The organism is Bacillus sp. FSL K6-2944 (assembly GCF_038005385.1).
Taxonomy (GTDB): Bacteria; Bacillota; Bacilli; order Bacillales; family Bacillaceae_G; genus Bacillus_A; species Bacillus_A cereus.
Window position 1 is genome coordinate 3,919,279 of sequence record NZ_JBBOTE010000001.1, and the last position, 19,678, is coordinate 3,938,956.

Genomic DNA, 19,678 nt, shown 5'->3' on the forward strand with positions numbered 1-19,678 from the left:
ACCCTCCTTTTGTACAAAATAGAGACAACGTAACAAGAAAAGAAACCCCCTATCTAGAAGGATCACACCACAAAAAACTTCCCAATAGGGTGTACCCAAAGGAGAAGAATTCAAAATGCTCCTAATCCCCAGTTATCAGAAATATCTAACAGATATAGGAATCTCTTTTGTTCGTTGCTCCCGCAACAGAGAAAAGAAAGAAAAGCCGAATATTCTCCACAACTATCCAAACATACATCTCTCTTTCTCTTTTGTTGCTTATTGTATTCTATACAACAACGTAGCACTTCGTGCATACTTTTTTGTTATTTACACCAAAAAAAAGGAGGTAACAAAAGGAAAAGAAAGAGTAACACCCAAAAGAAATGGTGAAACTCACCAATATATGGAATCCACTATTCCTGTAAAAAAAACAACTTTTACATTTGATTATAAAGATATAATTTTACAAAAAGAACCTTTTTCCCCTCTTTTTCAGGTAACAAGAGGCATACGACATGACCCATACGTACCATTTTTCATCCTTCCTATTAGGGTACACCCTATTGGGAAGTTTTACCCAATAACGCATGATAGATTCCTATTTTCCTAGCTTTCAAATCCACACAAACTCGCACTCTTCTAATCCCTCATTCCCATATCCCACCCACCAAAACAGACACAACCTGCTCCTTACACCCGTACATAGCCACTCCCCTCTCACCCATTCTTCTTACATCGTCCAACGCTTGCCCCGCCTACATTTTTCGTCCGGCCTATTTCTTGTACTACGATAAAAATAACGACAAATTTTCTCCACTACGCCATGATTTTTACTCCATTTCCTGCAAAGAGAAATTCTTCTTTTTCAAGCTATCTATTCCTAGTTTCCTATCTTACAAGATTTCCGAACAGTGATAGCGGCCACTGTGGAAATTTTTTATGTGATAGCATATGTTACTTTTATCTGACATAAAGTACTCCTGCTTTATGATAGTTCTACCACAAAACAGCGTACTCTAGTCCAGAATACGCTGTTTTTTTATTTTTATCGTTCCTATTCCTTTCTACTGTTACATATAATACTATTGGTAAACCAACAATGAAAGATCATATATCACTCGCCAGAGGAATGCTCTTTTTTTGCTTACCCCACATACATATAGGCTTTGTTACCTTTCAAATTTCACATATCCACCTGAAACCCACTGATTTCCCCCAACGTTATACCATCCATCTTGATATCCCCACGACTGATACCGTTCTCCTTGGTACACATTTTTTACGACACCATAGTTCGTTCCTGGACCAGTACGAACGCGTAATACATCAGCTGTAATTGTCACGACACCTACACCATTGGTAGATGATTGTGTAGATGTACCCGCACCATTATGATTAGAACCGCCCGTAACAATTTGTCCAGTCAAAGCGTATACGATTGAATTCGCAACCTTATCCACATTCCATTTCTCCATATCCGCATCGTTATCGATAAATCCTAATTCAATTAAGATAGCTGGCGCTTTTGTTCCTCGAAGTACAGCCAGGTCTTTACGCTCTTTCGCACCACGATTAGACCAACCGATATCTTTCGATAATTGAGCTGAAACCTTAGCAGCTAGCGCTTGTTGGTCGTAGTATAAGACCTCGACGCCATTCGCAACACGATTGAATGCGTTCAAGTGGAACGAAATGACCAAGCTAACATCATGCGAGTTACATTTCGCTACAATATGATTCAAATTCTGCGCTTGCGTAGAGCCAGTTTCATCCGTATCGTCATACACTGTATGACCTAGTGCCCGTAACCTGTCTGCAACCGCATCTTTCACCTGTCGATCCATGATGTGTTCTTTTCTATTCCCCCAGTTTGCACCTTGTACAATACGATTGTGACCACCATGTAAACTATATGTAGCCATTACTCCACATCCCCTTTCTCATTTCCTTCATGATCTGACCAAATTCCTAATGCAATTCCTACCGTTAACAAATACGGCGCCAATTCATCTAAAAAAGTCTTCGCCTCTGGTAAACCAAATTTCGCACATAAAAAACCAAGTAATGAAAAAACCGCAACCCATGTTTTCCAGTTGCGGAATCGTTTTTTCATATTTTCTTTTGACAAATTCATGTTTAGTCATTCTCCTTTTCGATGGTATCCAAGCGTTTATGCGCTTGTTTGGTACTTTCTTCTACTCTTGTCACACGTTCCCCAAGTGCTACCATTTGTTTTTCACTTGCCTTTAAATCAATCCGGATATCATCCACTCCTTTTCGAATATAACCCAGTTCTGCTTTTACTTCCGCACTTTGTTGTCCATCCGCTTTCAGGGATTTTGACCTGTTGAGTGCATAACCAAAATAGCTGATGGCGAGTGATAAGATTGCAATCAGTGCACCAATTTCCATGCTCATACGTTTCAACTCCTATCTATATAAAATAAAGAGTTACAGCGATCCCTGGTATCGAGGCTATATGTGGTTCAAACGGAAAAACTCACCGCAATATGCACGGTATTGCCGCTTTGCACGCCATTTACAAATATGCCACCATCACTTTTTACGGTTACTTCGCAAATGGCTGGCAGATTCCCATAAGCCAGTGCTGGAAAAGCAATAACTTGTACAGGTCTACATCCTGCTGGAAGTGTGGTAAATACCTGCACGTTAGATACCTTTGTAACGGAACCGATAATGGAAACCTGATCCCCACTCCGTTTATATTTCAAAATCCTATCCGGCACACCCTCCGCACCAGTTATTGGAAGAGGAATCCACCTTGTATCCGCTGCTTGTTTTACTGTTCCTTCTATCCATAATTCCTTTGTCTTTACTTGGACTTTCTCCATCACCGAACCATTCATACCAGTAAGTAATAGATTTTTCGCTTTGGAATCAACCGTACCACTTTGAATGTAGTTATATTCCCCTTCGTATGGCAGTATACGCATCACACCAGCAGTGTTCTTTAGATACAGAGGGGAAGTTTTACTATCTTGTGTTTCAATGACCAGTGCCCCCGTCATCGTATCCCCGGCTTTTTTCACCACACTATTTGCCACAATACTTGCACCTAATTCTTCAATCTTTTTATTTGTCTTTAAGTATTGCTCGTCTATATATGGCGCTATTTCCTTGATTTTTTGATTCGCCTCATCTATTTCTTTTCGATAACCCTTTACACGTTCCATTGCCCCATCAAACTCAGAAATATAGTTTTCTATTTTAATATTTCCTTCTTTTACATCCCGTCTTAATGTAATCCGAATGTCTGGTGTACTCATTCGTTCTGTACTTTTTTCCATCACAAAATAAGCTATCCAATCATCCGATGTAGAAACAGCTTGCGTTGTCAACGTATAGGAAAACACTCCATTTTTGGCATCCACGATTTGCGCATCATCTCGAACAAACTTCCCAATTTGATTCATCGCTTCATATTTCACTGCATAGCCTGTTAAATCGATAGGTTGCCCCTTTTCTCTTACATACACCGTAAGCTTCAACCCGTTTGTATCATTTTGTCTCGAACGAATTGTTTTTGTAAACACAGGATCTGCTAAATCTATAATAATTTCCTCATTTCGCATGACTACACCTCTCTCTAACTATTTCTTTTCACGCGTCTAGGCGGTCTTCTTTGACGTTTTTGCTTATTCCGGTGTTTGATATTTCCTTTTCGTGGTATCGGCTCTACTTCTTCCAGTCTCGCATTCGTTTTTGTCACATATTCTTGAAACGCTTTTGTTACTTGTGACAACATACTGTACAGTCCCACACCCGTTTCTTCCGATTCTTTCGGGATAACCAAACCATAATGAGTTGGGATGGCCTCTGTTGTAATTGTGGGCTCTCCGCTTTTTCTATTCAACCGTTTTTCATAGAGGGCAGAGATATCTGTTTTCAGATTGTACCGTTTAATCTCCCAGTCCATTACCTTGTTCAGTACGCTACCTGCAATCGGTCTAATGTTTGTTTTAAACGTTGCTTTCGAAGCTACTTTGAAATCTGAAGCGATGACACCCTGATAATACGTCCCAAGTGCTGTCTTAATTTGAAGATAGCCATTGTCCCAGTTGGAATTTCGTATCATGGCAGCCGGAAGCATAATGTCTGTATCCCCACCAGATGACACGCCGACACTCGCAATCCAATTCTCATTCCGATAAAAACGAACCTGATCTTTTGTTTTCAATCTCATATCGCCCTGTGCGTTCAATACAATCGATTTATCAGCATCCAGCATGGCATTCCCTGTTTGGGAAAAGTATAAAGAAGCGGCATTCATGTACCCATTTCCATCGAGTCCTTTTGTTAAACCAATTCCACCAGACTTCACATTTGTATCTGAGAATTGGTACAACATGATGGCACCGTTTGCACCTGTTTGATCTGAGTCACCACCTAAAATAAAAGTAGGCTGTATTTCATTTCTGCTATTTTTATAGTACCCAATAAATGCCCTTACTTTCGAAGACTCATAAAGACGAATAAATTGTTTAGAGATATTTACAAAGTTAGCTGAATTAGATGTCTTTAAAGTCGATCCTGTTATTTCTCCACCTTGCACCAGATTCCCACTTAACGTACCAGCAGTAATAAAATCAGCAACAATTCTGCCGTCACTTGTAATAGCGGTTCCATACGGTCCATTCACCCCTGTGGAAGAATACCCGAGTCCATTCAAGTTCCACTGCCAAACTTTTTTCGCACTCTTTTCATCTTTCGTATCCATAATTAAAATACAATCTGGATACATACGGACATGTCCTCCAAATCCTGAGTTAATAAGACTTGTAGCATTTGCTTTTGCTGCATCTAAAATCGAACTTGGCATAGCGGATAATTCTTTTTGCATCAAGTCAACGCTACCGGAAACGTCCGTAAAAGATTCTTTGGAATTCCCAATCGTTATGTCCAGATATTCTTTTTTGACCGGATCATACTTATACGCAATTACCTTCGCTTTAATCGAAATCCCATCTTCTTCATGGATCACTGTAACGGTATCTGCCATATACACACGTTGCAAATGCTTATAATCCTTATACTCTTCTGTTTGAGCTAAATCTTGAAACGTAACGGTATACGTTGCTTTGGGCTGATCAACCTTTTGAATAGCAAACATATCCTTAGCTGCCTGGCGTAATAACCCATATGCTTCTTCTAACGGAACTGCATCTTCATCGTCAGCATTTTCACCAATAGCGGCTTTAATATGTTTACATTCAACCACTTTAATTTTAGGATGAGGATACTTATTTATAAGTGGACTATCCACATATTTTTCAGGAAGAAATAGCCCATCAAAACCTTGTGGCATGATTCTAGTTATAGGACTTTTCCAATCCACATTACCTTCATATCCTAGTAAATCTTTCTTATGACGAATCACTACCCCACGATCCATACCACGATTTTGTAGCATCTTCACATCAAAATTATCTCGTTTTAATTCGCCGCCCCAACGATTCACAAATGAATTGTCTTGACTAGAATCCAGTAATGCTTCTACTGGATTTTTACGAACAATGCGCGCACTTGCAATAGTAGGGACATCAGAATAAAAAGTAAAAGGATGCTTGTATTGGCACCCTGCGGACATACGATTCATTGCTCCATTACCATTTGTTGCTTCAGCAAAAATATCTTCAATCAGATTTTCTGTTAAGTCATAAAAAATGTGATAACATTGCGCTGTAATCTCACCCATACTAACTTTAGGAGCTGCCACTCGAAATAGTTGTTCGCCATCAGGAGTTTGGACTTTAATGATGCTCATTCCCTCTATTTCCAGACCATGTGGTGCAAACAAGGGGTAACTAAATGAAAATAAAAATAAACCATTGAGTTCTTCCTCAACAGTTGCGTTATACATATTTTTATCTAAAGCTCCTATACCATTGTGTGTAAAATCAGTCTCATTTGGTTTATATAAAGTAATCATTTGTATCTCCACCTTGGCCTGATTTCCATAAATTGAATGGCTCCTGACCACTCTATTGTATTTTCTCCCACTCCCAATATAGGGAACTGCCCAACCATTTTATGATTCATTGATATGGTATCGGTATATGCTTCCAATACTTCTGAATCTATGACAACAGAACCATTCACATCTTTTATTTGAAAAGAGACGTCATTGATTGTTATACGGAAAGTACCATTTCCCACAATCCAAAACTTAGGATCAGATTCAATTGTACCTGGATTATAAATTACACCAGGTTCGGTGAGCTTTAGGTTTACATCTTCTGTATATTCAAAGGGATCTAGCGTAAAATCTACCTCGAATTCACCATGCTCCTCAATCTCAGTTATGATGTCTCCCATTTCAACATGCTTAATCTTTCGATACACATCGTCATCTGTGAAAAAGAGTGTTTTCCCTTGTAATAACCAAGTTTTTGCACGTCTTATGAAAGGTTTAATATTTTCTCTTTCCAACATATTAAATTTCACCTTAAAAGAAACATTTTCATATGTCCCTTTCTTTGTAAGTGAACCATGTCGTCCTGGTATTTCTATATGTTCTACCTTTTGTTTTGCGGTTGGAATCACCGGACGACCTACTAAACCTAATCCGTAACTGCTTGCTAATTCATTATCGATTCCTATATCCAACAATTAAGTCGTCCTCCCTATTCCTATTTTTGAATTACGTCCTTTTTGAGCAAGTGCATCATCTATTTTTCCGACCATGTAGTCGATATCACGATTATCCCTCACTGAAGGATTATAAATATGAATTACAGTTGGTTCAGTAGACATCGTTGCTGCAATCCCTTCACCAATCGCACCTAGTGTCTTTTTATTCAATGGTAAAACTGCTTCTCGCCCCGCTTCTCCTGCACCTTGCAACTGACCATTACTCATACCGAAAATTGTAGGTCTAGTAAAAATACCGCCTTTTGCACGCCATTGTACACCAATGCCAGATGGATACGTAATGTCTTTCCCTAAAATGTTTTTCGTGCTAGTTTCTAAACTAAAATGCGGCATTTTAGGCATTTCCGGTTTCGGAATCTTTAATTTCAAATCACTGAAAAATCCTTTGATTTTATCAATGAATCCCTTCACTCTATCCACCGCATCTTTTATCGGGTCAACGATAAACCTCTTTGCTGCATCAAACTTTTCTTGCGCTGCATTTTTTACTGAATCAAATTTTTCCCGTGCTGTGTTGTACATATCATTGAATTTCTCTTTTGCAGAATGATAAGCTGAAATAACAGGATCAATGATATATTTATAAACTAAATTCCATGCCGTAAGTGTGTAAGATTGAATTTTAGCCCAATTACCTAGTATCCAATTCGCTAAATCATTCAATTTCTCTTTCGCCAGATTCCACAATTCTTGAACAGGCTGAATGACATATTGTTTTATTAGATTCCACGCTGAAAGTGTATAAGATTTCACTGTTTCCCATTGCTGACCTAACCAAGAAACTAACTCACCAATTTGGGATTTACACCAGTTATATGCTTCAACCATCGGATCAATCATATATCTACTAATGGCAGCCCAAGCAATTTGCGCACCTGCTTGTATCAGCAACCATCCCGCTTCTAGTATCGTAGAAACTGCCGAAATAATAGGATCTAAGACGGTCAGTATCGTATTCCAAGTATCTTGCCAGGCTTGTGTCAATGCTCCCCACAAGCTTGATGCAGTTGTGACAAGATTCGACCACCAAGACGATGCTGTTTCGACAATTCCAGACCATAAATCACTAAAAAACTGACCTATGGGGTCAAAGAAACTATGCATCATTTCCACAAAAGAAGACCAGGCTTCTGAGAAATACTCAACTGTAGAAGACCAACCATCACTACAGACTTGAACTATACTAGACCACAATCCACCAAACCAGGATGAAAATTGTAACCACTTTTCAGAAAGCCAGTCAGTTATGGCACCCCAGTTTTTTATTAACATGATAATACCAGTTATCACCAAGGAAACTGCTGCAATGGTAGCTATCACAGGTAAAAACGCCAGATTCAACGCACCAAATGAAACAGCGAGAGCTGCTACAATTGGAGTTAGAATAATAAACACTGTACTTAATGCACCCATCACGATTAAAAGTGTTTGATCAGCTTCAGACAACTTACTGAACCAGTCCATTACAGATTTAACTCCATCAACAATTGGAGGTAAAATATCTTTCGCTAATTCTGCAAATTTCTTTCCAAGTGGCTCTAACGCAGCCTGTGTTTCTCTTACTGCTTTTTGAAATTGCTGCCCCAAAGATTCTTCCTGAAGTTTCTTCATTTCATCCATACGTCCAGTTACATCCCCAAGACCACCATGTACATCATTTAAACTTAGTACGGCTTCTGCACCCATGTCTTCCCATTTCACGCCAAATAAAGCAACACCAATCTGGTTTGCCTTTACTTTATCATCCATTTTACGTAAATCACCTAATACAGAATTGAATACATCAGCTGCAGTTCCCTTACCTTCATTGAATGATTTCCATACTTTTTGTGTCTCTTCAGATAAATCACCGAATCCTTCTGATACACCTTTCGAACCATCTTGTACACGGATACCAAATTCCTTCACCAGGTCATTGATATAGTCTAAGTTATACGAACCGCTTTTTGTTCCATTTGCTAAGATTGTAAACATCTCTTGCGCACTAAAACCACCTTGCTTGAATAAAGGCGCATATTCAGAGAGGTTATCAAATAACTCATCTGAATAATTTAGACCTTCTTGAGCACCTGCAGCAAGTAAATCAAAGGTTTCCTGTGTAGATAAACCAAACTGACTCATCAACTGTCCTGCACCTTTAGTCGCTTCATTTAAATCCACATCGTAAACTTTAGCGAGCGTTAAAACGTTTTCCGATGCACCTTGTAATTCTTCATGTGGTACATCACGCATATTTTGATAGACTTTTATCAGTGCATTGTCTACCTCTTCCAGATTTTCACCAAAACCTTTTTTCCAAGTATCAACAGCAATCTTTTGAAGGTTTTCGGCACCCTTTCCAGTCAACCCTAATGAAGCTTGCATTTTCCTCTGTGATCCATCAAACTCTATTGCTGTATTTACAATTGATTTTCCCATTTCAATTAACTTTTCAGATATTCCTTGTAGAACTTCAGCGGCTTCCATTACATTGTGCATATCTAATTTCTTTTGTATTTCCGCCATACCCTCTGCAGCTTGTGAACCACTTCGTCCAACACTCTGTAAGGAGTTTTCAAATTGCTTTACTGTCGTTTTCGCTTGGTTTAATTTCGCCTCAAGTTGCTGCACTTCAGTAGCGTTCTCACCATACACACGCTTTGCGGCACTTAATTGTTGTTCTAAGTTGTGGACGACCCTATCCGTCATTTCCATTTGCTGACGTAGTTGTTTCTGCGCTAATTCTAACTTATCCGCTTCACTAGCATTTTGACCTAATTCAGCATTTTGAAGTTTGAATGAACTTGTCAAACGCTTCTGTTCAGCTTCAAGCTTCTTAGAATTCTCTTGTAAATCCAATAAAGTTCCGCGTGCTTCCCTGGCTTCAATTGCTTGCTCGGAAAGACCTTCATTCACTCTTTTCATTGCATGATCAAGAGAAGTTTCAGCACGTTCTGCATCAAGCAACTTCCCATACATTTTATTGAGTTGTTCGGCGGTTGTACTTGTGTCCTTGGACATCGCTTGATATTCAGCACGTAACATAGCTGTACGTTTCTTGGCTGCTTCCATTTGAATTTCAAGCTTCTTCTTTTCAGCAAGAAGTTTATCAGTCATCGTCGCATCTTGGCCCATTGCTGCAATATGATTTTTATATTCTTTTGCTGCATTATTCATCACCATATTGATTTGTTTCAATGTATTTGCATACTGAACCTGACCATCCATTTTAAAATGAAGGACGACGTTCCTTTCTTTACTATTCCCTGGCATGTTTCCACCTCGTTCCTTAATAAAATGGAGTCTGATCTAGCGTGTAGATTTGTTTTGGCTTCTGTTCCTTCAGTGCTTCTGGATTGGTATATCTAAGATGCATGATGAACTGCTTTAAAAAATGATTCGGTGTAATGTTCCAGAAGTCATCCATACTTAAACCTAATAAGGTATTACCAACGTAAAAATAAAAATCCCAGTCTAATTCAGACTGAGATTCCTCGTTTTTAGTTAGTATGTTTTTTACTTTTTTTCTTGCTTCAACTTCTCCATATCCGCGTGTTGGAAATTTTGATGGTTAAAAATATCCCATACTACTTGGAAGATACCCGGTGCATCGTAAAGCGGAATGGCATGCTTAATTTCAGTAGGTGTGCACTCCGTTCCTCCACTTCGTACCATTGCGTAAATTAAAGACCGCATCAATTTCGCTTCTTTTTCCCCTAAAGAAAAGCTCCCTTGACTCACCATACCATTCATTTCTTTTTCAAATTCATGATACGGTTTCCCATAAGATTCTTCCACATAAGGGAATGATTCAAACGTAAAAATAACAGGGATATCAACGCCCTGTATTTTGATTTTATTCAAATTTATATTAATGTTAACTAAATCGCTTAAACGTGCCATAAGATCACTCCTCGTCTATTATTTTTCAGGTGGTTTCGGTGTTACTGTTCCACCAAGCTGCGCTACTTGCGATTCATCACAAATCACTTGTTTTAAGAAATCCTCCACTTTGATTCCTTTTGCTTCTGGATGACCTGTATCCAATTCAGCCTGCGTAACATCATTGTACAGTAGCGGATCAGCTGTAATTGTGTAAGCAATGTCATCCACAGTCATTTCATCACCTTGTGTTTTCCAAGATTCTTCTACTGGTGCAACTGTACATTTTGGATACCAACGGACAAGCTTTGTTCCATCATTCAGAGGAAACACAACACCTACTGCAAATTTCGGATATGCTTTCGGCTTTGCGGTTTCAAAAGAGACACCTTTTTTACGAACTTTGGCGAAGAGTTTATCCTTTACTTCACGGTTTAAACCAGCAAGATTAAAAGCTAATCCAAACGCTGTATTTTTGACAATGTTAATAATTTTTTTGTTAGATGCCCACTTTGTAAAATTAGTAGATGTCGTCGAAATTGTTAAATCTGTAATGTTGGTTTGCTGATAAATGGTATCCTCGTACGTTGGCATCGTCTGAGACGTTTCCGTCCCTTTCATCATACATAGATATAAATCTTCAATCCCTACTGTATATTGAATCTCTTTATTTTCAATTGGCATGTCCATCACCCTCACATTCTATCTATTATTTTTTGTGCCATCCTATCGGCAATTTTGTCACCTTCTGCATCAAACGTATTCCGAGAAAAATGCAGACCTTTTACTCGCCCTTTTCCATTCGCTTTTTTATGCCCGTGTTCGGCTAAGTACCAATACCATGCCGCATCTTCAAATTCCACAGATACATGATCATTCTTTACAACGACTTTCAAGCTATTTTTTAAATGGACTCGCTTGTTCTTATCCGATATTTTCATGCGCTTTTTTAATTCTGCAGCAAAATACTGTGCTGCTTCCTCTAATACATCCAAACTTACTGTTTTATTCACCCGTAATAGCGTATTGATATCTTCTAAGGCTTCAGCAAAACCATTATGATTACTGGCCATTACTGCATACACCTCACATTTGTTATGAATTGTGTGATTGTATCGTCATTTTCATCGTATGGATAACTCTCAAATTGCGAATGAGAAACGCTTGCTTCATGAAAAACAACCTTTAACGGCTCGTAATCTTTTTCAGTTCCATTTGTGATAACTGCAATTTGATAAAGGGGCATGGATTGTAAAACTTTATTAGATGCCCATATGTGTTGCTCATTCACAAATTCATACACAATATAAGGATAATCTACCCCTGTAGGAGCACGATCACGAGAAACTGGAATTCCAGATTTCCTCATGATATCTCGTAACTCTTGAAAACTAATTTGCATAGGACAATGACACCTCCATTAATCGATCTTCTTCACGTACATAAATACGCTCAATATCATAGATACGCCCATCCACTTTTACACGATAATTCTTTTGATCGGTTTCAATATCTCGATCCATACGAACTTCAATTTTCTTTACAATTTCATTCGTATCTTTCGTTGTAAATTTATCAGTGGCCGTAACTCCAATGTTGTTATAACGAATGTTACGTTCTAACGGATATCCCATCACAACACGGTCTGTTTCCGAATCAATTGTTTCTCCTAATTGAAGTAGCTCACCCATCCATTTGAGTTTATTCGTCTTCCTCTTCGGCATCATAAACCTCCTGGACAAAGAATGGTGTTAAAGCATCAAGTGCCTGTTCTAATTCTTTTTCAGAGACTCTGTAATCATAGATAATACCGGCGACCATAATAATTAAATACTCGGTCTGTTTGCCTGTCGCATTCTTTACATAAGTCTTTGCTTGTTCAATATAAAAAGAGAGCAAAGACTCATCCATGCCCTCTTCCCAGTGAATATGTGCTTTTAATTTATCAATTAGATCATTCATAGTTCGTACCCCTACTAACTATTGATGGTAATGCTATTTGATGTATCATCTGTGCCAATCCACGTTCCACCTGTGATTTTCCCAGCACCATCCACAGTCAAAGAAATAGATTTCACTCCGGTGCCATTTGTACCATTCTTCCCATCGGTTCCTTTTACACCGACCTCCCCTTTCTCTCCCCTATCACCCTTGTCTCCTTTCAGACCTGGACTTCCCATTTCACCTTTCGGTCCTTGGGCTCCTGCTACATCAATGAAATCAGCAAAATCTTGTTGTGTTGGCTTATATCCCGTTACAAATAACTCTTTTAACGCTTCTTTTGTTTTTCCCATCTTGTCATCCCCCTATGAAAGTATCAAACTCTTCCCAATTACCGCTTCTCCAATTGGAAGCGGGTCATCAGGGTTTCGTCTGCGTCCCATCTTGCAAGATATATTTATATACGGGCACTTCAAATGGAGAATGAATGAGTTGTGCATCTAGTAAGTTCCAAATGCGGAAACCGACACGGTTTGTACGTGAGAATAACTCCACTAACTTTTGTACCTCTAATGATCCAATAACATCTTGAATATAGAACTTAGAGAAGTCACCGAAATAGAATACTGGTGTATCTGGTGAATCAGGAATGTCAATTGCATCCTCTTCCTCCACTGGATACCCTAATAATGTATAGCCAATACCGCCTTCCGCTTGGTTAAATGGGCGAAGTAATGGAAAACCATCATCTGTTTTCATTGTTTCAATTTTTGTTAATGCTGCTGTATTTAACACCCATCTTGCTTTTTTACGAATTTCTTTAACCGGTGTATTTTTCATTTTTACTAATGCATCATAGAGATTTTTTTCATCCGTTTTAAAGGCAACGGCTTTCTTTGCTAATGCACCATCATTGATGTTATTCGCTTCATCGCCATTCACCATATATTGCGTTTCTTTACGAACATAAGCTTTTTTCAGCTCATCCATAACGATTTGTTCAATCGGTAAACCTGTACGTGCTAATAGCTTTTTCGTTACTGTAGCAAGTGCATCAAATTCTGTTGGTGATAGTTCGATTTCATCAAATTCAATATCTGTTTCTGGCATTTCATTATTACTTCGCTCATTTTTATGTCCTTGTGCTTCTGCCTTTTTCACTAAAACAGGATACTTAATATTTTCTTTTGTTTTTACTCCTGTTCCTAGGCGACGTAAGAAGTTTTCTTCTTGAGCATACGTAATAATTTCCTTACTTAAGAAATCTGGAATCGTAACAGAACCGTTACCAGTCACTAAACCTAATGCACGTGCTTCCGTTTCATCAATGTTACCTACAATGTAGTTCGCAAAAGCTGAACGAGTTTCCGTTTCTTTGTTTGCACGATGACCTTTAGTAGAAAGAGCTGCTGCAATAGATGCTGAAATAGCGGAACGTTGTTCTTCTGACAGTTCAGTTTGTGCATCGGGCTTTTCTTTTGCTGCTGGATCTTCTTTTTTCTCTGGATCATCATCTTTCTTTTTGTCTGGATCTTCTTCTTTTTCGTTCTCTTCTAACTTCGCTAACTCATCAGTGATCGTTTGCACTTCCTTTGTTAACGCTTCTACTTCAGCTTTAACTACTGCTAATTCTTCCGAACGAACTTCATTTTTTTCTACTTTCCCTTGTAATTCTGCTAATCGAGATTTCGTTCTTGTTAAAGATGCGTTTAAGATTTCTTTTACATTCATGTTAATTTTCCTCCAAAACTTTTTTTATTTGTTTAATAAGATTGTTTCTTTCTTCTGTATCATCTTCCACAACTGTTTTTACAGCTGCTTCTTCACTTCTCATTTCAATCATGGCTGTATTTTTGCCCCTGGTTTCAATGGAAGTAGCAACATATGCCGGTGTCATATCCAAAATAGAAACTTCTAAAAGCTCTAGTTCTTCAATAGAGCGTTTTTGAACACCAGATTCACCTTCTTCCCATGAATCTTTTTCAGAAACAAAACCAAATGACCAACCACGTAATTCTTTATTCTTGGCCTTTTGAATCACTTGTTCATCTGTAACTGTAGCGATGGCTCTTAAACCAATAGTGTCTTCATACAACTCCAGATTTCCGTTTTCAATAGAGCCAAGCTTTCTATTTTTGTTGTGATTAAAAAGCAAGTCCACATTCTTTGCTTTCTTTAACGCTTTTTCAAATGTCTTAGGGACAATTCTCTCTTTGAAATATCCCCTTGGAGAAGGCAACATTCGACTTTCTCTGTCCACAACATTTACATATCCATCAAGTATGACTTGATTCCCTCGGACCTCAATTTTCATCGTTTTCACATCCTTTCATTCCTAAAAATTGAAGCCACATATTCGGAGAACCAATGGCTAATTTCTCTTTTGAATAAACCCGTAGATTAACTACTTTGTAAAATGAATACGGTGGTTTTTTTTGTTCTATGGAACACATCAAAATGCCATTGCCAGTCCTACAATTTCCAACTACCACATCGAACATGGTAGAACTTTTCTTATGAATTCTAATATCCATGTCTCCACAACTAACATGAATTGTATCTCCCTTCACGTTTCGTCACATCCCCCCAATGAACTATCCGTTTCTTTTTTCTTACCGATTTCGGTTATATCATTTGAAATATAAATAGCTTGTGATTCCTTTGTACCTTGCATAGGGAATCCAAGCATATCGGCAACATGATCAGGTGAAGTAATAGCTGTACGCACAAGGTTGTAACCAATATTCGTTTTGTTGCTATACGTAACAAAATCAAGAATATTTATCTTAAACTTAATTCGTTTCCCCGAATTTTGACCATAAAAAAGAAGACTCAAATGGTCTTCAAAATTTTTCATTATCGGTCTAACTGCCTTGTTGTGGATATACATCATTGCTTTCTCTATATCTTCTTTGATTAGCTCTGTGTATGTATCCACATTTATGCCTAAATACTTACCTAAATCTTTTTTATATACATTTAGGTATGCTAGGGTCTTTTCGTCGTCTAACGGGCTTTTAAGTGTGTCTATTGAATACCCTTTTCCAAGAGGAATCATTTTTACAGACCTTGCTTCATCGATTGATTCTAGTTGATCTAAAATTGCATTGATTAATTTTGACTGCGCACCATTCTGTGGATTGATATGGGCATCTAAATGTAACAAGAATGCTAATAGTCCACCCTTTTTATATTTGTCAGTTAAAGTTTTCTCAGCTGACATAACACCCTCAAGTGTATCTCTTCCCAAATCAAGAAGGCCTTTTCCTCTTAAATGATCTGCGCCAATATTTTTCACATGACGAATCATAAACGGAGGAATTTCGTGACCACCAATATTAAAATGCTCTACTAAATTATCATCTAACTCTGTAAATACATTTGAAGCTACATGTATTTGAGCACCATTTAATACAGGGAACGTTTCTCCCTCGAGTAAATAAGTATTCGTCATTAATTTAATGAATTCAGATTGTGTAAGATAATCATTCGGATTCTTTAAAATACGAAGTGCAATATCATCTTTAGTTTCATTCCCGAATTCATCTTCCACAACGATATCAGCCAATACCATTTGATTACTGATATCTTGTAACAACTCGTAAACATCGCTAGATTGTAAGATGTTTGAATCTGTAACATACACACCACCATAACGAATACTCTTTCCTAAAACATCATCAAGATAACCACGCTTTTCAGCCTTTTTAAATAAGTAATTTGAAAATCTATCCCTTAAACCCAATTTTTCACCGCCTCTCTATCGATAAATATCACCAATCAATTCATCCATACCTTCCTCTGTTATGCTATCCATAACCATCATCGTTTCTTTATGAGCAACTAAAAAAGCAACAAATCCATCAATCTTCTTTTTGGACTGTCGCTTACTTGGTGCTTTCATTCCGTTAATATTTGTTACTACTACAACATTAAGGGCGCAATAAACAAATAAAGGATTGTCTGTAATTAAACGCTTTTCATAAATTAGTATTTCTGAATCATCAAGCATTGCATTCATAACATTTGGATACTGATTTACTGCAATGCATTCTAAACCGAGGTTTTCAAGCTTCTCTATTAACTTTTGGGACATTGCTGGATCATAGTTTATTTGTTGTACATCGTACAAGTCCATACATTCAACGATATATTCCATAACTTGATCCTGGTCAATCATTTTCCCATCACAAAACGTAGCAAAACCACGTTCAACCATATAAGTATAGGGAACATTATCCTCTTTTTCTTTAAAATCAATATTGTCATTCGGAAGAAAATACATCTGTTTCACTTTTATAATCGACCTTCCTTCCTCATTATGTGAAGGGAAGTTTAAACTCACGCATGTTAAGTCTGTGGTTTTCGATAAGTCCAATCCTACATAACAAATTTCTCCTGTAAGATCACCCAGATCTTCCACAAGTACATGTTGAACTTGTTCATGTTCAAAATAATTGTCTGCACTATTTACAAAGACATTTAGATGCTTGGAAAGAAATTCTGCTTTTGAATGTGCGGATTGTTGCGCTTTTTTATACTCATTCTCGAGTTGCTCCATCGTAACAGAAACACCAATATTCGGATTCACCATCTTCCATACTGTTCTATCCGTCCAGTCATACCCTTTGTTTGGCTCCCAAATTGCAACAAATAAAGGATCATCATTATCTTTTTCCAACGCTTCTTTTGCAAGTTTATATACACGCATTCCGACGCTCGATGAACCTTTACCTGCCGTTGAAATATTCAGCATCATGGGCTGTTCACGAGATACCTGGGCAGATTTTAAATTATCGTACATGTCCATGTTTTCTTGTGCATGTAATTCATCGTTCAATACAAAATAAGGGTTCTTTCCCTCAAGACCCTTCGTGTTTTTCGTTAATACCTTAAATTTATTCTGATAAGCAATACCATTTTTATGATATCGGTACATGGCACCACTCACTGTACCATTGATTCCTTTATACACCTGTGTATGTCGTGCCAACGGTTCCGAGTTTTCTATTGCTTGCGCAATAGGTTCCGCTGCATTTTGTGCTTGTTCATAATCAGATGCTGCACAATAACAATCCGCTCCCAGTTCCAGTTCTCCGTACATCGCATAGAGCAATGCCCCAGCTGCAATAATTGTTTTCCCGTTCTTCTTTGGAACTTGCACATATGCCTCTCGAACAACACGGACAATTTTCCCTTTTTCATTTTTACGATACCAACCATACATATTCGCAAAAACAAACATTTCCCAAAGTTCTAATTCCATCAATTGACCTGCGAGTGGCCCCTTAACATGACGGATGAACGACTGGACAAAATCTAACATTTCATTTGCTCGATCTACTTCAAACCAAATATCTTTCCGTTTTTTCCACTTCTTATATCGCTCTACCGCAAGAATAATCGATTTCGGGTATTTCTTTTTATGCCGCATGACGTGACTTGCATACTGATCCGCATAGTTCACACCTGGTGTAATCATCATGTAGATTTCCGCCATTTGGCTCGATGCGCCGCTAATTCATCTTGTGGTTCATTCTGACCCTTGTTTTGATCGTTTTTTGGTGCTTTTTGTACACTTTTCCCCTTATTCGTCATGCCGAGCGCTTCTAGCATTTTATTCTTCTTATCATTCCACGTTTCGACTTGCTGGGCGAGTGGATGTTTCATTTCATTTACGGCTCCAGCCTTGTTTTGATGCGTTTTTGTAGGAGCAAAGCCATCGGCTTTCCATTCTTCAAACATCGATTTATAAATGATAAAAGCGTCTAGATAATTATCAAGTAAAGGTTCTAAGGAAGGTGTGAATATCCCCTCATCCGTCAACAATTTTGCAATCCTTTTTCGTTCTCCATCCCTTGCCACGTCTAACATTTCCAACTTTTTCTTCTTTGACATACGAGCCATTTTCACACCCCCCTTCCTTTTTCAACATCGTGCAACCATTGACGTGCCCCCTACGCTACCTATCCTCCCCAAAGAGGAAATTTTAATTTTTGATAGGGGGGCTTCCAAAATAACTTGGAAACACTTTTTTCGGTTTATCTTCATTTTCTTCGATTGTATGACAAACTGGACAAAGTAATCTTAGGTTATTCTCTTCTAATTTAAGAGTTGGATCTTCCTTGATTGGTATTACGTGATGAACATGAGCACGCCTACCAAAGACGAACCTTCCACATCGTTGACAGCAACCATTCTCTCTTTCGTAAACTTGAGACCTGACAAACTTCCATGCATCCGTACGATAGAATGGCTTGTTCTCATGATGGTAGATGTTCTTCTTATCCTTCTTCTTCCTCGGCTTGTTGCGCTTATGTTCTTCACAGTAACGTCCTTTGCTTATCTTGTTATGGCAGCCATTGAAATCACAGTATTTCATGATAGTAAGTCAATGATGTCTTTTTTCTTTTTAACATCATCTGGAATCTCAATACCTAGCTCATCAGCATACTCACATAACTCCTTTATTGCCTTGTTATGTAAGATAAGCTCTGTACCTGCTTCACCAATTACCAACTTATCTTTAGTCAAATAGCCTCCTGTTGTAAATCCTTTATCAGCGATTATACTCTCATGATTAACTGTTACTTCAAATCCTGGTTCTTCACCAGTTGGCACAAATAAGCTTCGCTTTTCAGCTGTATCCCAGTATTCTGTACCCACTATTGTCTTTCTTGTCTCTACTACCATTCAGATTCATCCTTTCATTTTATCGTTATCAAAGGACATATTTAAAATTATCGTATGCAATTCATTATGTTATAGTATTCCTACTCTTTATCAATTCACTTTTAAAAATAAAAAGACAAACTTGATATATATCAAGTTTGTCTTTCTTAATTAAATAATTAATCCATTTAAAATACCTAAAATTATAAGGATTAAATATTTAAAATAACTCATGCTTAGTAGATTAGCATACTTATTTCGAAAGAGATATTTTATCCCTTCTATTCCACCTACAATAATAAAACTAGGTATTATTACATCTACTAAAAAATCAACTTTTGAATTAGTAATCCATGTTGGCATAACTATAAAAATACAAATAAAAATAATATCTACTACAATATTAAAATTAAAATCTTTACTACTATTTTTAATTTCAATATCATCTTTATAAGTTGTAATTGTATTTTTAAAGTATACTAATCCAGATATCAAAATACATATCCCAAATAAAACATTAATTCCAATAAGTATCAATTCCATTATAAAG

22 protein-coding genes and 1 pseudogene are annotated in these 19,678 nt (G+C 37.7%); all 23 read right to left on the reverse strand.

What is annotated here, in order from left to right:
• Window positions 1-1,382: 1,382 nt before the first annotated feature.
• A pseudogene (locus tag MHH55_RS20060) lies at window positions 1,383-1,904 on the reverse strand (N-acetylmuramoyl-L-alanine amidase); the annotation flags it as partial.
• Window positions 1,904-2,116 carry a hypothetical protein gene (locus MHH55_RS20065; RefSeq protein ID WP_445661831.1) on the reverse strand — a complete coding sequence of 71 codons (213 nt, stop codon included), beginning with the start codon at window positions 2,114-2,116 and terminating at the stop codon, window positions 1,904-1,906. The pseudogene MHH55_RS20060 and the gene MHH55_RS20065, both read right to left, overlap by 1 nt.
• A gap of 2 nt (window positions 2,117-2,118) precedes the next feature.
• Window positions 2,119-2,400: a hypothetical protein gene (locus tag MHH55_RS20070; protein WP_078188161.1), complete on the reverse strand. Its 282-nt coding sequence runs from the start codon at window positions 2,398-2,400 to the stop codon at window positions 2,119-2,121.
• 68 nt (window positions 2,401-2,468) lie between these two features.
• The gene (locus MHH55_RS20075; protein ID WP_340881083.1) at window positions 2,469-3,575 is read right to left on the reverse strand and encodes a BppU family phage baseplate upper protein; all 1,107 of its coding nucleotides are present in this window, start codon (window positions 3,573-3,575) and stop codon (window positions 2,469-2,471) included.
• Between the two features lie 14 nt (window positions 3,576-3,589).
• Window positions 3,590-5,932, reverse strand: coding sequence for a phage tail spike protein (locus MHH55_RS20080; RefSeq protein WP_078187523.1), 2,343 nt, complete (start codon window positions 5,930-5,932; stop codon window positions 3,590-3,592).
• A complete protein-coding gene (locus tag MHH55_RS20085) occupies window positions 5,929-6,612 on the reverse strand; it encodes a phage tail domain-containing protein (protein WP_078187524.1) in 684 nt (227 codons plus the stop codon). The genes MHH55_RS20080 and MHH55_RS20085 overlap by 4 nt, the downstream gene beginning before the upstream one ends.
• Window positions 6,613-9,906, reverse strand: a complete 3,294-nt coding sequence (locus MHH55_RS20090) for a phage tail tape measure protein (protein WP_078187525.1) — start codon at window positions 9,904-9,906, stop codon at window positions 6,613-6,615.
• Window positions 9,907-10,149: 243 nt separating this feature from the next.
• Window positions 10,150-10,536, reverse strand: a complete 387-nt coding sequence (locus MHH55_RS20095) for a hypothetical protein (protein WP_078187526.1) — start codon at window positions 10,534-10,536, stop codon at window positions 10,150-10,152.
• Between the two features lie 18 nt (window positions 10,537-10,554).
• Entirely contained in the window at window positions 10,555-11,199 is a 645-nt protein-coding gene (locus MHH55_RS20100; RefSeq protein ID WP_078187527.1) for a phage tail protein, read from the reverse strand.
• Window positions 11,200-11,210: 11 nt separating this feature from the next.
• Window positions 11,211-11,588 carry an HK97 gp10 family phage protein gene (locus MHH55_RS20105; protein ID WP_078187528.1) on the reverse strand — a complete coding sequence of 126 codons (378 nt, stop codon included), beginning with the start codon at window positions 11,586-11,588 and terminating at the stop codon, window positions 11,211-11,213.
• The gene (locus MHH55_RS20110) at window positions 11,588-11,917 is read right to left on the reverse strand and encodes a hypothetical protein (RefSeq protein ID WP_078187529.1); all 330 of its coding nucleotides are present in this window, start codon (window positions 11,915-11,917) and stop codon (window positions 11,588-11,590) included. The genes MHH55_RS20105 and MHH55_RS20110 overlap by 1 nt, the downstream gene beginning before the upstream one ends.
• Window positions 11,907-12,239, reverse strand: a complete 333-nt coding sequence (locus MHH55_RS20115; RefSeq protein WP_340881087.1) for a hypothetical protein — start codon at window positions 12,237-12,239, stop codon at window positions 11,907-11,909. The genes MHH55_RS20110 and MHH55_RS20115 overlap by 11 nt, the downstream gene beginning before the upstream one ends.
• The gene (locus tag MHH55_RS20120; protein ID WP_340881089.1) at window positions 12,217-12,477 is read right to left on the reverse strand and encodes a head-tail connector protein; all 261 of its coding nucleotides are present in this window, start codon (window positions 12,475-12,477) and stop codon (window positions 12,217-12,219) included. Before MHH55_RS20120 ends, MHH55_RS20115 begins: the two co-directional genes overlap by 23 nt.
• Window positions 12,478-12,491: 14 nt before the next feature.
• The gene (locus MHH55_RS20125) at window positions 12,492-12,809 is read right to left on the reverse strand and encodes a collagen-like triple helix repeat-containing protein (protein ID WP_078187532.1); all 318 of its coding nucleotides are present in this window, start codon (window positions 12,807-12,809) and stop codon (window positions 12,492-12,494) included.
• 67 nt (window positions 12,810-12,876) lie between these two features.
• Complete coding sequence (locus tag MHH55_RS20130) at window positions 12,877-14,187, reverse strand: phage major capsid protein (RefSeq protein WP_078187533.1); 1,311 nt, start codon at window positions 14,185-14,187, stop codon at window positions 12,877-12,879.
• Between the two features lies 1 nt (window position 14,188).
• Complete coding sequence (locus tag MHH55_RS20135; protein WP_078187534.1) at window positions 14,189-14,770, reverse strand: HK97 family phage prohead protease; 582 nt, start codon at window positions 14,768-14,770, stop codon at window positions 14,189-14,191.
• Window positions 14,760-15,026, reverse strand: a complete 267-nt coding sequence (locus MHH55_RS20140; RefSeq protein ID WP_078187535.1) for a hypothetical protein — start codon at window positions 15,024-15,026, stop codon at window positions 14,760-14,762. The genes MHH55_RS20135 and MHH55_RS20140 overlap by 11 nt, the downstream gene beginning before the upstream one ends.
• The gene (locus MHH55_RS20145) at window positions 15,023-16,201 is read right to left on the reverse strand and encodes a phage portal protein (protein ID WP_340881092.1); all 1,179 of its coding nucleotides are present in this window, start codon (window positions 16,199-16,201) and stop codon (window positions 15,023-15,025) included. The genes MHH55_RS20140 and MHH55_RS20145 overlap by 4 nt, the downstream gene beginning before the upstream one ends.
• A 15-nt stretch (window positions 16,202-16,216) precedes the next feature.
• Window positions 16,217-17,941: a terminase large subunit gene (locus MHH55_RS20150; RefSeq protein ID WP_340881093.1), complete on the reverse strand. Its 1,725-nt coding sequence runs from the start codon at window positions 17,939-17,941 to the stop codon at window positions 16,217-16,219.
• The gene (locus MHH55_RS20155; protein WP_069354812.1) at window positions 17,938-18,363 is read right to left on the reverse strand and encodes a P27 family phage terminase small subunit; all 426 of its coding nucleotides are present in this window, start codon (window positions 18,361-18,363) and stop codon (window positions 17,938-17,940) included. The genes MHH55_RS20150 and MHH55_RS20155 overlap by 4 nt, the downstream gene beginning before the upstream one ends.
• 82 nt (window positions 18,364-18,445) lie before the next feature.
• Window positions 18,446-18,838 (reverse strand): HNH endonuclease, encoded by a 393-nt coding sequence (locus MHH55_RS20160; protein WP_069354811.1) that lies wholly within the window; start codon window positions 18,836-18,838, stop codon window positions 18,446-18,448.
• Window positions 18,835-19,149 (reverse strand): hypothetical protein, encoded by a 315-nt coding sequence (locus MHH55_RS20165; protein ID WP_069354810.1) that lies wholly within the window; start codon window positions 19,147-19,149, stop codon window positions 18,835-18,837. The genes MHH55_RS20160 and MHH55_RS20165 overlap by 4 nt, the downstream gene beginning before the upstream one ends.
• 150 nt (window positions 19,150-19,299) lie before the next feature.
• Window positions 19,300-19,671, reverse strand: coding sequence for a hypothetical protein (locus MHH55_RS20170; protein ID WP_069354809.1), 372 nt, complete (start codon window positions 19,669-19,671; stop codon window positions 19,300-19,302).
• Window positions 19,672-19,678: the final 7 nt, after the last annotated feature.

What these genes read in the sequence shown, in the direction of transcription:
- MHH55_RS20065 (WP_445661831.1), bottom strand. Translation starts at nt 2,116, where the DNA reads ATGAATTTGTCAAAAGAAAATATGAAAAAACGATTCCGCAACTGGAAA.
- MHH55_RS20070 (WP_078188161.1), bottom strand. Translation starts at nt 2,400, where the DNA reads ATGAGCATGGAAATTGGTGCACTGATTGCAATCTTATCACTCGCCATC.
- MHH55_RS20075 (WP_340881083.1), bottom strand. Translation starts at nt 3,575, where the DNA reads ATGCGAAATGAGGAAATTATTATAGATTTAGCAGATCCTGTGTTTACA.
- MHH55_RS20080 (WP_078187523.1), bottom strand. Translation starts at nt 5,932, where the DNA reads ATGATTACTTTATATAAACCAAATGAGACTGATTTTACACACAATGGT.
- MHH55_RS20090 (WP_078187525.1), bottom strand. Translation starts at nt 9,906, where the DNA reads ATGCCAGGGAATAGTAAAGAAAGGAACGTCGTCCTTCATTTTAAAATG.
- MHH55_RS20095 (WP_078187526.1), bottom strand. Translation starts at nt 10,536, where the DNA reads ATGGCACGTTTAAGCGATTTAGTTAACATTAATATAAATTTGAATAAA.
- MHH55_RS20100 (WP_078187527.1), bottom strand. Translation starts at nt 11,199, where the DNA reads ATGCCAATTGAAAATAAAGAGATTCAATATACAGTAGGGATTGAAGAT.
- MHH55_RS20105 (WP_078187528.1), bottom strand. Translation starts at nt 11,588, where the DNA reads ATGGCCAGTAATCATAATGGTTTTGCTGAAGCCTTAGAAGATATCAAT.
- MHH55_RS20110 (WP_078187529.1), bottom strand. Translation starts at nt 11,917, where the DNA reads ATGCAAATTAGTTTTCAAGAGTTACGAGATATCATGAGGAAATCTGGA.
- MHH55_RS20115 (WP_340881087.1), bottom strand. Translation starts at nt 12,239, where the DNA reads ATGCCGAAGAGGAAGACGAATAAACTCAAATGGATGGGTGAGCTACTT.
- MHH55_RS20120 (WP_340881089.1), bottom strand. Translation starts at nt 12,477, where the DNA reads ATGAATGATCTAATTGATAAATTAAAAGCACATATTCACTGGGAAGAG.
- MHH55_RS20125 (WP_078187532.1), bottom strand. Translation starts at nt 12,809, where the DNA reads ATGGGAAAAACAAAAGAAGCGTTAAAAGAGTTATTTGTAACGGGATAT.
- MHH55_RS20130 (WP_078187533.1), bottom strand. Translation starts at nt 14,187, where the DNA reads ATGAATGTAAAAGAAATCTTAAACGCATCTTTAACAAGAACGAAATCT.
- MHH55_RS20135 (WP_078187534.1), bottom strand. Translation starts at nt 14,770, where the DNA reads ATGAAAATTGAGGTCCGAGGGAATCAAGTCATACTTGATGGATATGTA.
- MHH55_RS20150 (WP_340881093.1), bottom strand. Translation starts at nt 17,941, where the DNA reads ATGATGATTACACCAGGTGTGAACTATGCGGATCAGTATGCAAGTCAC.
- MHH55_RS20155 (WP_069354812.1), bottom strand. Translation starts at nt 18,363, where the DNA reads ATGGCTCGTATGTCAAAGAAGAAAAAGTTGGAAATGTTAGACGTGGCA.
- MHH55_RS20160 (WP_069354811.1), bottom strand. Translation starts at nt 18,838, where the DNA reads ATGAAATACTGTGATTTCAATGGCTGCCATAACAAGATAAGCAAAGGA.
- MHH55_RS20165 (WP_069354810.1), bottom strand. Translation starts at nt 19,149, where the DNA reads ATGGTAGTAGAGACAAGAAAGACAATAGTGGGTACAGAATACTGGGAT.
- MHH55_RS20170 (WP_069354809.1), bottom strand. Translation starts at nt 19,671, where the DNA reads ATGGAATTGATACTTATTGGAATTAATGTTTTATTTGGGATATGTATT.